Origin of the sequence: Streptomyces chattanoogensis (genome assembly GCF_001294335.1) — a bacterium.
GTDB classification, from domain to species: domain Bacteria; phylum Actinomycetota; class Actinomycetes; order Streptomycetales; family Streptomycetaceae; genus Streptomyces; species Streptomyces chattanoogensis.
Map to the genome: position 1 here is coordinate 603,165 of NZ_LGKG01000001.1, position 13,154 is coordinate 616,318.

At 70.9% G+C, this 13,154-nt stretch carries 10 protein-coding genes and 1 pseudogene; all 11 read left to right on the forward strand.

What is annotated here, in order from left to right; genetic code table 11:
* Positions 1-136 precede the first annotated feature (136 nt).
* The gene (gdhA, locus tag ADL29_RS02650) at positions 137-1,513 is read left to right on the forward strand and encodes an NADP-specific glutamate dehydrogenase (protein WP_211274229.1); all 1,377 of its coding nucleotides are present in this window, start codon (positions 137-139) and stop codon (positions 1,511-1,513) included.
* A 126-nt stretch (positions 1,514-1,639) separates the two neighbouring features.
* A complete protein-coding gene (locus ADL29_RS02655; protein WP_053922116.1) occupies positions 1,640-2,182 on the forward strand; it encodes an LOG family protein in 543 nt (180 codons plus the stop codon).
* Between the two features lie 55 nt (positions 2,183-2,237).
* Entirely contained in the window at positions 2,238-2,927 is a 690-nt protein-coding gene (locus tag ADL29_RS02660) for an SDR family oxidoreductase (RefSeq protein WP_053922117.1), read from the forward strand.
* Between the two features lie 130 nt (positions 2,928-3,057).
* Complete coding sequence (locus ADL29_RS02665) at positions 3,058-3,435, forward strand: MarR family winged helix-turn-helix transcriptional regulator (protein ID WP_053922251.1); 378 nt, start codon at positions 3,058-3,060, stop codon at positions 3,433-3,435.
* A 144-nt stretch (positions 3,436-3,579) separates the two neighbouring features.
* Entirely contained in the window at positions 3,580-4,992 is a 1,413-nt protein-coding gene (locus ADL29_RS02670) for an MFS transporter (RefSeq protein WP_078970668.1), read from the forward strand.
* A 121-nt stretch (positions 4,993-5,113) separates the two neighbouring features.
* Positions 5,114-6,127, forward strand: a complete 1,014-nt coding sequence (locus ADL29_RS02675; protein ID WP_053922118.1) for a methionine synthase — start codon at positions 5,114-5,116, stop codon at positions 6,125-6,127.
* 31 nt (positions 6,128-6,158) lie between these two features.
* Positions 6,159-8,375: an NAD-dependent DNA ligase LigA gene (ligA, locus tag ADL29_RS02680; RefSeq protein WP_053922119.1), complete on the forward strand. Its 2,217-nt coding sequence runs from the start codon at positions 6,159-6,161 to the stop codon at positions 8,373-8,375.
* 156 nt (positions 8,376-8,531) lie between these two features.
* Positions 8,532-10,639: pseudogene (locus ADL29_RS02685) on the forward strand (putative bifunctional diguanylate cyclase/phosphodiesterase).
* Between the two features lie 457 nt (positions 10,640-11,096).
* A complete protein-coding gene (gene gatC, locus ADL29_RS02690) occupies positions 11,097-11,393 on the forward strand; it encodes an Asp-tRNA(Asn)/Glu-tRNA(Gln) amidotransferase subunit GatC (protein WP_006602950.1) in 297 nt (98 codons plus the stop codon).
* A 5-nt stretch (positions 11,394-11,398) separates the two neighbouring features.
* The gene (gene gatA, locus ADL29_RS02695; RefSeq protein WP_053922120.1) at positions 11,399-12,892 is read left to right on the forward strand and encodes an Asp-tRNA(Asn)/Glu-tRNA(Gln) amidotransferase subunit GatA; all 1,494 of its coding nucleotides are present in this window, start codon (positions 11,399-11,401) and stop codon (positions 12,890-12,892) included.
* Positions 12,889-13,131: a membrane protein gene (locus tag ADL29_RS02700; RefSeq protein ID WP_046925874.1), complete on the forward strand. Its 243-nt coding sequence runs from the start codon at positions 12,889-12,891 to the stop codon at positions 13,129-13,131. Before gatA ends, ADL29_RS02700 begins: the two co-directional genes overlap by 4 nt.
* Positions 13,132-13,154 lie beyond the last annotated feature (23 nt).

The window sequence follows — 13,154 nt, forward strand, 5'->3', positions numbered from 1 at the left end:
TGCAACCAATCCTCACCGGCCGGGGTTCCACTGATGAACGATTCGGACGGCGCGGGTGGGGTGACCGACCGGCCATGGTCCGGCAAGTAAGGTCGGCGGAGCGGCTTTTCGTACGGCCACGAAGGGAACGCAAGTCATGTCGAGTGTTCACAGCGAGGTCGGTCCCGGCGCTCATACGGCCGGGCCGGCGACACTGCACGCGGAGCTGGTGCGGCGGAATCCCGGGGAGCCGGAATTCCACCAGGCCACGCTCGAGGTGCTGGAGACGCTGGCCCCCGTGCTGGCGGCCCGTCCGGAGTTCGTCGAGGCGAGAGTGCTCGAGCGGCTCTGTGAGCCGGAGCGGCAGATCATGTTCCGGGTCCCCTGGCAGGACGATTCCGGCGCCGTTCACATCAATCGGGGTTTCCGGGTCGAGTTCAACAGTGCCCTCGGCCCGTACAAGGGCGGCCTGAGATTCCATGCGTCGGTGAATCTGGGGATCGTGAAGTTCCTCGGCTTCGAGCAGATCTTCAAGAATTCCCTTACCGGGCTGAGCATCGGCGGCGGCAAGGGCGGCAGTGACTTCGATCCGCACGGCAGGTCGGATGCCGAAGTGATGCGGTTCTGCCAGTCGTTCATGACGGAGCTGCACCGCCATCTGGGCGAGCACACGGACGTCCCGGCGGGCGATATCGGGGTCGGCGGCCGGGAGATCGGCTATCTCTTCGGCCAGTACCGGCGGATCACCAACCGCTGGGAGGCCGGGGTGCTGACCGGCAAGGGCCTGGGATGGGGCGGTTCCAAGGCCCGTACGGAGGCCACCGGTTACGGCAATGTGCTCTTCACCCAGGAGATGCTCAAGCGGCGCGGCGAGGAGCTCGACGGCCAGCAGGTCGTGGTCTCCGGGTCCGGCAATGTCGCGATCTACACGATCGAGAAGGCGCAGGCGCTCGGTGCGCATGTGCTGACCTGTTCGGACTCGGGCGGCTATGTCGTCGATGAGAAGGGCATCGACCTGGCGCTGCTCCGGCAGATCAAGGAGGTCGAGCGGGGCCGGGTCGCCGAGTACGCCGAGCGCCGCGGGGTGTCGGCCACCTATGTGCCCGGCGGTCGGGTGTGGGACGTGGCCTGCGACGTGGCGCTGCCGTCGGCCACCCAGAACGAGCTGGACGCGGACGCCGCCCGGATCCTGATCCGCCATGGCGTCAAGGCGGTCTCCGAGGGGGCGAACATGCCGACCACACCGGAGGCGGTGACGCTGCTGAAGGAGGCCGGGGTGGCCTTCGGCCCGGCGAAGGCCGCCAATGCCGGCGGGGTCGCGACCAGCGCGCTGGAGATGCGGCAGAACGCGTCGCGGGAGTCATGGGCGTTCGAGCGGACGGAGGAGGAGCTCGCGGCCATCATGCGGGGGATCCACAAGACCTGTGATGAGACGGCCGAGCGGTTCGGGCGGCCCGGTGACTATGTCGCGGGCGCGAACATCGCCGGGTTCGAGCGGGTCGCGGACGCGATGCTGGACCAGGGACTGATCTGAGGAGGCTGACCCAACGGCCCGATCTGGATGACCACCGACCACCGACTACCGACCACCGCCCCCGACCACCGACGACCGCCCCCGTCCACCGCCCCGCGCCCGCCACCCGATCCGTATCGTGACCGTATGAACATCTGCGTTTTCTGCTCCGCCGCCGATCTCGACGACCGTTATGTCACGCCCGCCCGCCAGTTCGCCGAGCTGATCGGCAAGGGCGGCCATGCGCTGGTCTGGGGCGGCTCGGACACCGGGCTGATGAAGGTCATGGCCGACGGCGTGCGCGGGGCGGGCGGGAAGCTGATCGGGGTCTCGGTGGAGTTCCTGGCGCACAAGGCCTACGAGGGCGCGGATGAGATGGTCGTCACCAAGGACCTGGCCGAGCGGAAGGCGCAGCTGCTGGCGCGTGCCGATGCCATCGTCATCATGGTCGGCGGTACGGGCACGCTGGACGAGGCCACCGAGATACTCGAGCTGCGCAAGCACGGTATGACCGACAAGCCCGTCGTCCTGCTGAACACCGCCGGTTTCTACGACGGGTTGAAGGAGCAGTTCCTGCGGATGGAGTCGGAGGGGTTCCTGCCCCTTCCGCTCACCGATCTCGTGTTCTTCGCGGAGGACGGCGTGGGCGCGCTCGCGTACCTGGAGGAGAAGGCGGGCGTACAGGGCTGAGCGCCCGAGCCCCGCAGCCGGCCCGGTTTGCCCGGCCCTCGTTAGGATCGGCCCCATGGGTACGCACTTGATCACGGGCGCAGGGTCGGGCATCGGAGCGGCGGTCGCACGGCGGCTCGCGGAGCGCGGGGAGGACCTGTGGCTGCTGGCGCGGGACGCCGTACGGGCCAAGGAGCTGGCCGGGCAGTTCCCCGGTGCCCGCACGCTCGTCGGTGACCTCACCAACCCCGAGAAGCTCGCCTGGGCCTTCGGCCACCAGCCGCTCCCGGACCGTATCGACTCCCTCCAGCACATCGCGGGCGTCGTGGAGCTGGGCGCGGTCGGCGACCTTCCGCCCAAGGCCTGGCAGCGTCAGCTCGCGGTCAACCTCGTCGCGCCCGCCGAGATCACCCGGCTGCTGCTGCCGATGGTGCGGATCGCCAAGGGGCATGTCGTCTTCGTCAACTCCGGTGCCGGGCTGAATGCGCATGCCCAGTGGGGCGGGTACGCGGCGAGCAAGCACGGCCTCAAGGCGCTGGCCGACTCGCTGCGCGCGGAGGAGCACGGCAACGGCGTGCGGGTGACCTCGGTCTATCCGGGTCGTACGGCGACGCCGATGCAGGGGAGCGTCCACCAGCAGGAGGGCAAGGAGTACGACCCGTCCCGGTGGATCGACCCGGAGTCGGTGGCGACGACCATCCTTACCGCCATCGACCTGCCGCGGGATGCGGAGATCAACGATGTGACGGTGCGGCCGGGGCGCTGAGCCCCGCGGGGCCGGTCCCGGCGGCCGGCCCCGTCGCTTTCCGCGCGCGGCGACGTACGCTGCATGGGTGACCGAAGAAGCGAAGGCGACCGCGGCGGCGGGGTGCGGGTTCCGGGAGATCCGGGGGCTCGTGACGGAGCTGAGCCGCCGGCTGGACGCCCATCAGCGCAGCCGGATCGCCGAGCTCGATCTGACGCCGACGCAGGCGAAGGCGCTGGAGGAGCTCGGTGAACCGAGGACCGCGCGGGAGCTGGCCGGGGTGCTGTGCTGTGAGCCTCCCAATGTCACCTATGTCATCTCCAAGCTGGAGAAACAGGGCATGGTGGAGCGCCGGCCGCATCCGCTGGACGGGCGGGCCAAGCAGCTCGTACTGACCGAGGCGGGGCGGGAGTTGCGGCTGGATCTGCTGCGGCGGATGGGTACGGAGTCGCCGCTCGATCATCTTTCGCACGAGGAGCGCGCCGCGCTGCGCGATGACCTGCTGAAGGCGTTGGGGCGGGGCGAGTGACCCGCCGACGGTGACGGTGTGACCGACGGAGGCCCTGGGGGTGCGCCCCGGGGCCTCTTTCGTATGGGTTCCTTTCGTATGGGTTCAGTAAAGTTATAGCTGTAATTATTGCGGGCGGAGATAGCTACAGCTTTAACTAAATACATGATCACCAAGACGGCGGCCGCGCGCACGGCGGCGACCCAGGCGCACCCCTCCCGACCGGCCCGCGAAACGCCCCGCGGCGGACTCCAACTCCTCGTCCTGGCCCTCGGGTTCGTGATGGCGAGCCTGGACACCGGCATCATGAACGTCGCCTCGCACGACCTGGGCGCCCGCCTCGGCCTGTCCATGTCGGACCTGACCTGGGTCGTCGACGGCTATGTGCTGGCCTTCGCGGCGCTGCTGCTGCTCGCCGGGTCGCTGGCCAAGCGGTTCGGGGCCCGGCGGATCTATCTCGTCGGGCTCGCGGCGTTCACCGCCGCGTCCCTGCTGGGCGCCGCCGCGCCCAACGGTGCCGTCCTGGTGGCGGCCCGCTTCGCCCAGGGGGTGGGTGCGGCGCTCTTCATGCCCAGCTCGCTGTCCCTGCTGATGAACGCTTTCCCCGAGCCGGCCCGCCGGGCGAAGATCCTGGGCATCTGGTCGGCGATCGTCTCGACGTCCATCGGGCTGGCCCCCTCCATCGGCGGCCTCCTGGTCGGCACCCTCGGCTGGCGCAGCATCTTCCTGGTCAACCTGCCCATCGGCATCGTCGCGCTGCTGCTCACCCCGCGGGTGATCGCGGCCGTACCGGGACGCCGCTCCGCGCTGGGCGCCGGCGGACACGTCCTGGGGCTGCTGGCGCTCGGCTCGCTCAGCTACGGGCTCATCGAGGGGCCCGAGCGGGGCTGGACCTCGGTCTGGGTGCTGGCGGCGTTCGCGGTAGCGGTGCTGGCCGCGGCCGGATTCGCCGTACGGGAACGGGCCGCACGGACCCCGATCCTGCCGGTCGCACTCTTCGCGGACGGGCGCTTCGCCGCCGCCAACGCCATCGGCTTCCTCTTCAACTTCGCCTTCTACGGGGCGCTGTTCGTCCTCGGCCTGTTCCTCCAGACGGCCCGGGGCGCCGACCCGGTCACGGCCGGGGCGCAGATGCTGCCGGCCGTCCTGGTCATCCCGCTCGGCAACATGCTCTACGCCCGCTTCGGGCTGCGCATCGGCAACCGGACGGCGCTCGCCGCCTCCCTGGCGGTCTCCGCCGCGGGGTACACGGTGCTGTTCCTGGTCCTCTCGCCCGGTCTGCCGTACTGGGCGCTCGCGGTGGTCCTGGCCCTCACCAACATCGGCAGCGGCATCAGCTCCCCGGCGATGACCGGCGCCCTGATGGCTGCCGCCGGCCGGGAACACGCCGATATCGCCAGTGCGACGCTGAACGCCAACCGCCAGGTCGGCTCGCTGGTCGGCATCGCCGGTATGGGTGCGGTGCTCACCGGGGCGGGCGGCGGCTATCGGGGCGCGACCGTCGCCTTCGCGCTGACGGCGGTCGCGCTGGGGGCCGCGGCGGTCGTGGGGTGGCTGGGCGTACGAGAGCGGGGCTGAGCGCCCGGCGGCGTACGGGGCGGGGGCGGGTCGCCCGGCGGCGCACCGGACCGCCTGGGAGCAGCACCCCGCCCCACCCGCCCCTCCTCACCCACCCCGCCCCGCCGCATACCCTCTCTGGGTGAGCACGAACAGCACGCACAAGTGGGCCGCCGGCGCGGCGACCGGCATCGGCTCGATGCCGGGCGGCGACGCGCGGGAAGCGGCGAAGACCGTCACCGGGTCGCTGGAGGCCTTCCCGTACCTGCCGGAGCTGCCGGCCCGGGGGCCCGGCGCCGACATGATCGGGCGGACCATCGGGATGCTCGTCGAGGTCTACGCCCATGTGGAGCCCAGCGGCTGGCGGATCAGTGACCGGCCGGGGCGCGACACCCGCCGCGCCCGCGCCTGGCTCGGCGAAGACCTCGACGCCCTGGAGGAGTTCACCCAGGGGTACGAGGGGCCGCTGAAGGTCTCGGCGGTCGGCCCGTGGACGCTGGCCACCGCCCTGGAGCTGCGCAACGGCGAGGCGGCGCTCGGCGACCCCGGAGCCTGCCGGGATCTCGCGGCGTCCCTCGCGGAGGGGCTGCGCGCGCATCTGGCGGACGTACGGCGGCGGGTGCCCGGTGCCGAGGTCGTGCTGCAGCTGGACGAGCCGTCGCTGACCGCGGTGCTCCAGGGGCGGGTGAAGACCGCCAGCGGCTATCGCACCCACCGGGCCGTGGACCGGGCCGTGGTCGAGGGCGCGCTGCGTGATCTTGTCGGGGCCGCCGGGGGCGGGCCGGTCGTCGTCCACTCATGTGCGCCTCAGGTGCCGTTCGCCCTGCTGCGGCGGGCCGGTGCCGCGGGCATCTCGTTCGATTTCGCACTGCTCACCGAGCGTGAGGAGGAGGCGATCGGGGAGGCCGTCGAGGGCGGTACGGCGCTGTTCGCGGGCGTGGTGCCGGGTGTGGACGGCCGATTGTCAGACCCTGCCGGTAGCGTCATGGGTGTCAGGACGCTGTGGCGCAGGCTGGGGCTGACACCGGGGACTCTCGCCGAGTCCGTGGTCGTCACTCCGTCGTGCGGGCTCGCGGGCGCTTCACCCGCATATGCCCGCTCGGTCCTCGCTCACTGCGTCCGGGCGGCGAGATCGCTCGCAGACAACCCTGAGTGACGGCACTCACGGACCACGGGAGGACAAGACGGTGGCTGGCGAACAGCACGCAGCGGTATCCGATGTGCCCGCAGCGGCGCGGGAGAAGCACGCGCAGCTCGCTGAGCAGATCGAGGAGCACCGCTTCCGTTACTACGTGAAGGACGCCCCGGTCATCAGCGACGCGGAGTTCGACAAGCTGCTGCGCGCCCTGGAGGCGATGGAGGACGAGCACCCCGCGCTGCGCACGCCGGATTCGCCGACGCAGAAGGTGGCCGGCTCGTACGCCACGGAATTCACCGAGGTCGCACACCGCGAGCGGATGCTCTCCCTGGACAACGCCTTCGACAACGACGAGTTGGCGGCCTGGGCCGAGCGGATCGCGACCGAGCTGGGCGGCGCCCCCAAGAGCGCCGGATACCACTTCCTGTGCGAGCTGAAGGTCGACGGCCTGGCGGTCAACCTCACCTACGAACACGGCCGGCTCACCCGCGCCGCGACCCGCGGTGACGGCCGCACCGGCGAGGACATCACCCCCAACGTCCGCACCATCGCCGAGATCCCGCACCGCCTGAAGGGCGACCGGATCCCCGAGCTGGTCGAGGTGCGCGGGGAGGTCTACTTCCCGATGGAGAAGTTCCTCGAGCTCAACGCCCGCCTGGTGGCCGACGGCAAGCCGCCGTTCGCCAACCCCCGTAACGCCGCGGCCGGTTCGCTCCGCCAGAAGGACCCCAAGGTCACGGCGACCCGCCCGCTCCACATGGTCGTCCACGGCGTCGGCGCCCGCGAGGGCTTCGTCATCGACCGCCAGTCGCAGGCCTATGAGCTGCTGCACGAATGGGGCCTGCCGACGGCGGCGCACGCCCAGGTCGTCGACTCCCTGGAGGCGGTGCGCGCGTTCATCGCCCACTACGGCGACCCGGTGACCCGCAGCACGGCTGTCGAGCACGAGATCGACGGTGTGGTCGTCAAGCTCGACGAGATCCCGCTTCAGGGCCGGCTCGGCTCCACGGCGCGCGCGCCGCGCTGGGCGATCGCCTGGAAGTATCCGCCGGAGGAGGTCAACACCAAGCTGGTCGACATCAAGGTGGGCGTCGGCCGCACGGGCCGCGTGACGCCGTACGCACAGGTCGAGCCGGTCACCGTCGCGGGCTCCGAGGTCGAGTTCGCCACGCTGCACAACCAGGAGGTCGTCAAGGCCAAGGGCGTGCTCATCGGGGACACGGTGGTGCTGCGCAAGGCCGGTGACGTGATCCCGGAGATCCTCGGCCCGGTCGTCGACCTGCGGGACGGCAGCGAGCGCGAGTTCGTGATGCCCACCGAATGCCCCGAGTGCGGTACGCCGCTGCGGGCCATGAAGGAAGGCGATATCGACCTGCGCTGTCCCAACGCGCGTACCTGCCCTGCCCAGTTGAGGGAGCGGGTCTCCTATCTCGCCGGCCGGGAGTGCCTGGACATCGAGAACTTCGGCGAGGTCGCCGCCGCGGCGCTCACCGGACCGCTGGAGCCCGCCACCCCTCCGCTGGCCGACGAGGGCGACCTCTTCGACCTGACCATCGAGGACCTGCTGCCCATCAAGGCATACGTCCTCGACAAGGACAGCGGACTGCCCAAGCGCGACCCCAAGACGGGCAACGAGAAGGTCGTCACGGTCTTCGCCAACCAGAAGGGCGAACCGAAGAAGAACGCCCTCGCGATGCTGGAGAACATCGCGAAGGCCAAGGACAGGCCCCTGGCCCGGATCATCAACGGCCTGTCGATCCGTCATGTCGGCCCGGTCGCCGCCCAGGCCCTCGCCCGCGAATTCCGTTCCCTGGAGCGGATCGAGCAGGCCACCGAGGAGGAGCTGGCCGCCACCGAGGGCGTCGGACCGACCATCGCGGCCGCGCTCAAGGAATGGTTCGCCGAGGAATGGCACCAGCAGATCATCGAGAAGTGGCGGGCGGCCGGTGTCCGGATGGAGGAGGAGCAAACGGGTGAGGAGGGCCCGCGTCCGCTGGAAGGCGTCACCGTCGTGGTAACGGGCACACTCCAGTCACACACCAGAGATGGCGCGAAAGAAACCCTCCAGGCTCTCGGAGCGAAGGTGACCGGTTCTGTTTCGAAGAAGACCGGTTTCGTGGTGGTGGGTGACAACCCGGGTTCGAAGTACGACAAGGCCATGCAGTTGAAGGTGCCTGTACTGGACGATGACGGCTTCGCGGTGCTGCTGGAACAGGGTCCCGAGGCCGCACGAGCGGTAGCAGTCACGCCGCCTGAGGAGGAGTGAGAAATCACCCCACTGGCGCATACCAGATCCCGCCGGGATGCCAGGTCGCATTCGGGCAACCGCTGCCGATCGCTGCCCGTTGCGGCCTTAGGCGGCCTACTGTTGAGGTGTGCGCCTGCCGTGGCGCGGGCACAGCCGGCTGTGAGAGGGATCGGAATGAAACCGACCGACAGCGCCGCTCCGGCGTCGCGGCTCCAGCGGTTCGTCGTGCCCGCGCTGCCCGCGGGCATCCTCGTCGTGGCGGGCCTCGCGCTCGCCGCGGGCGTCATCAGTACCCTCGGCGACGGTGATGCGCTGTTCCCGGGAGGATCCGTCGGCTGGTCGCTGGCGATCCTCACCGGCATCATCGTCGGCCACCTGGTCGCCCTCGGCCGGGACCGCTGGTGGGGCGGCACCGGCTCCGGCGCCGCCCTCGCCCTTGCCGTGCTGCTCCTGTACGGCTGGGTGCCCGCCACCCTCGTCAGCCTCGCGGTCGTCGTCCTGGTGGGCGCCGCCCGCCGGCACCGCTGGCGGCAGGCCGTGCTGCACGGCGCCGTGGACATCCTCGGCATCGGCGCCGCCGCGCTCGGCCTGGCCGTGTTCGGCATCGACGCCACCGTCCGCCGCCCCTGGACCCCGAGGCATGGAACCTGAGCGTCCTGCCCGAAGTGCTCACCGCGGCCGGGGTCTACCTCCTCGTCAGCCGCGCCCTGCTCTGGTTCACGCTGGCGCCGCGCACCGGCGGGCTGCCCACCGTCGCCCGAACGGCCGTAGTGCGCCAGGTCCTCGTCGGCATCGCGCTGCTCGGCATCTCCCCGCTGATCGCCGTCTGCGCCGTCCACGCACCGCTGCTGCTGCCGCTCTTCGCCGTACCGCTGATCGCCCTGGACTCCACCCTGTGGATCGCCCGCGCCCGCGCCGAGGAACAGCTGCGCGACCCGCTCACCAAACTGCCCAACCGCCAGTGGCTCCTGGAGCGCACCTGGTCCGCGCTGGACGACGCCGAGCGCATCGGTGCCCGCTCCGCCCTCGTCCTGATCGACCTGGACCGCTTCCGCTCCGTCAACGACACCCTCGGCCACCTCGCCGGCGACCGCCTGCTCCTGCAGATCGCCGACCGGCTGCGGCACGCCCTGCCCCGCGGCTCCGAGGCGGCCCGGCTCGGCGGCGACGAATTCGCCGTCCTCCTGCCCACCACCGACTCCCTCACCAGCTCCCAGCGCGTGGCCCGCCATCTCGTGGCCGCCCTGGGGTCCCCGCTGGACCTCGACGGCCTGACCCTCGTCCTGGAAGCCAGCGCGGGGGTCGCCGTCTTCCCCGACCACGCCCTGGACGCCGAAGGGCTGCTGCGCCGCGCCGACGTGGCGATGTACCAGGCCAAGCGGGACCGCAGCGGCGTCGAGCTGTACGAGGCCAAGCGGGACGGCAACACCCCCGACCGGCTCGGCCTGTTGGGTGATCTGCGCCGCGCCCTGGACGCCGGCGACGTCGAGCTGCACTACCAGCCCAAGGTCGGCTTCGACGGGCATGTCGCCGGGCTGGAGGCACTGGTCCGCTGGGTACACCCGGACCGCGGCAGAGTCCCGCCGGACGAATTCATCGCCATCGCCGAGTCCTCCGGGCTGATGCCCCGGCTGACGGAGTACGTCCTGGAGACGGCCCTCGCCCAGGTGGCGCGCTGGCGCGCGATGGGCCTCGAGGTGCCGGTCGCGGTCAATGTCTCCCCGCGCGATGTGCACTCCCCGGGCTTCGCCGGGGCGGTCGCCGCCCGGCTGGCCCGACATCGCGTCCCACCGGGTGCGCTCCAGCTGGAGATAACCGAACATGTCCTCCTGGAGGACCCGCAGCGCGCCGCCGACACCCTCGCCGGCCTCACCGCCCACGGCGTGAAGATGTCTCTGGACGACTTCGGCACCGGCTACTCCTCCCTCGTCCATCTGCGGCGCCTCCCGGTCAGCGAGCTCAAGATCGACCGCTCGTTCGTGGCCCGGCTGGCCGTCGACACCGAGGACGCCGAGATCGTCCGCTGCACCCTCGACCTCGCCCATTCCCTCGGCCTCCTGGTCGTCGCCGAGGGCGTCGAGGACGACGAGACCTGGGAGCGGCTGCGGGACCTGGGCTGTGACGCCGTACAGGGCTGGCTGGTGGCCGCCGCGATGCCACCGGACGAAACCACGGCGTGGCTACGGGCCCGCGGCGAGCGCGGCTGGCAGCGCGAATCGGAGACGGCCGCCCTGGCGGCGGAGAAGGCAGCACAAAGCCCTTCGGGACAGGTCCTGAACTGACGACCCGGCCATCGGCCGTCCCGTGTCCCCGCTCCGAAGAAACCTCGCAGGAACAGCCTGAGCAGGAACAGCCTGAGCAGGACCAGCCTCCGCAGGACCCGGCCGATGGGTCCGCCGACCCCGGCACCACGGACGCCGGGTCCGACGGGTCCGACGACCCCACCGAGGCCGGCCCACCGGCGGCCGAGCCCGGCCCTCCGGCGGCCGAGCCCGGCCCTCCGGCGCCCGAGGGCGCCTAGGCCCCGTACGGGCGCGCCCATGCTTTCCGCACCGCCGCACGTAATGCGTTTCGGACCGCTCTCCCGCACGCCATAGGATTGGGCCGGAAAACGTTCACAGGAGTAAGCGGAGCAGCGGAGCACGGGAGCAGTCGCCCGGACGTTCCGCCACTCCACGCGGAACACTCCTGGAACGCTCCGCCCGGAACACTCCGCCCAGAACACCAGAGGATCGCTGCATGCCTGGCATCACGCGCGAGGAGGTCGCCCACCTCGCCCGGCTGGCACGTCTGGAGCTGAAGGCAGAAGAGCTCGACCACTTCGCCGGACAGCTCGACGACATCATCGGCGCGGTCGCCCGCGTCTCCGAGGTCGCCGACCAAGACGTACCGCCGACCTCCCACCCGCTGCCCCTGACCAATGTCATGCGGCCGGACGAGGTCCGTCCGTCGCTGACCCCCGAGCAGGCGCTCTCCGGCGCCCCGGCCCAGGAGCAGCAGCGTTTCAAGGTGCCGCAGATCCTGGGCGAGGAGTGACCGACATGGCAGACCTGATCAAGCTCACCGCCGCCGAGATCGCGGCGAAGATCGCCTCCGGCGAGCTCACCGCCGTCGAGGTGACCGAGGCCCACCTGGCCCGCATCGAGGCCGTCGACGAGAAGGTGCACGCCTTCCTGCACATCGACCGCGAGGGCGCGCTCGCGCAGGCCCGCGCCGTGGACGAGAAGAAGGCCCGCGGCGAGAAGCTCGGCCCGCTGGCCGGCGTCCCGCTCGCGCTCAAGGACATCTTCACGACCGAGGGCGTGCCCACCACCGTGGGTTCCAAGATCCTCGAGGGCTGGCTCCCCCCGTACGACGCGACCCTGACCAAGAAGCTCAAGGCCGCCGACGTCATCATCCTCGGCAAGACCAACATGGACGAGTTCGCCATGGGGTCCTCCACCGAGAACAGCGCCTACGGGCCGACCGGCAACCCCTGGGACCTGACCAAGATCCCCGGCGGGTCGGGCGGCGGCTCCAGCGCCGCCCTCGCCTCCTTCCAGGCCCCGCTCGCCATCGGCACCGACACCGGCGGCTCCATCCGCCAGCCCGCCGCCGTCACCGGCACCGTCGGCGTCAAGCCCACCTACGGCGGCGTCTCCCGCTACGGCATGGTCGCCTTCTCGTCCTCCCTGGACCAGGGCGGCCCCTGCGCCCGTACGGTCCTGGACGCGGCGCTGCTCCACGAGGCGATCGCCGGACACGACCCCCTCGACTCCACCTCCATCGACGCCCCCGTACCGCCGGTCGTCGAGGCGGCCCGCAACGGCAGCGTCGAGGGCATGCGGGTCGGCGTCGTCAAGCAGTTCCGCGGCGAGGGTTACCAGGCCGGCGTGATCCAGCGCTTCGACGAGTCGGTCGCGCTGCTGAAGGAGCTGGGCGCCGAGATCGTCGAGCTGGACTGCCCGTCCTTCGACCTGGCGCTGTCCGCGTACTACCTGATCGCGCCGTCCGAGTGCTCCTCCAACCTGGCCCGCTTCGACGCCATGCGCTACGGCCTGCGGGTCGGCGACGACGGCACGAAGTCCGCCGAGGACGTCACCGCGCTCACCCGTGAGGCCGGCTTCGGCCCCGAGGTCAAGCGCCGCATCATGCTCGGTACGTACGCGCTCAGCTCCGGCTACTACGACGCGTACTACGGCAGCGCCCAGAAGGTGCGGACGCTGATCACCCGCGACTTCGAGAAGGCCTTCGAGCAGGTCGATGTGATCGTTTCGCCGACCACGCCGACCACCGCCTTCCCGATCGGCGAGCGCACCGACGACCCGATGGCGATGTACCTCGCCGATGTGTGCACGATCCCCACCAACCTGGCCGGCAACGCAGCCATGTCGCTGCCCTGCGGCCTGGCTCCCGAGGACGGGCTGCCGGTGGGTCTCCAGATCATTGCCCCTGCCATGAAGGACGACCGGCTCTACAAGGTCGGTGCCGCGGTCGAGGCCGCGTTCACCGAGCGCTGGGGCCACCCGCTGCTCGAGGAGGCACCTGCACTGTGAGTGGAAAGCTTGCCAAGGCCAAGGGCTTCAAGAAGTCCAAGCCCGGTACGTATCTGTCCATCGGCACCACGCTGTTCGGCGCGGTGAGCGTCGTCAAGCAGGCGAAGAAGGCCAGGACGGAGCAGGACACGCTCCAGCTGGTCGACGCCGTCGTCTCCGCCGCCGCCATCGTCACCGGTGTCGCCCTGCTCATCCGCGAACTGCGCCGTCTCAGCGACGACGACGTCCTCGCGGACTGACCCGGCGCCGGACCTGAGAGGTT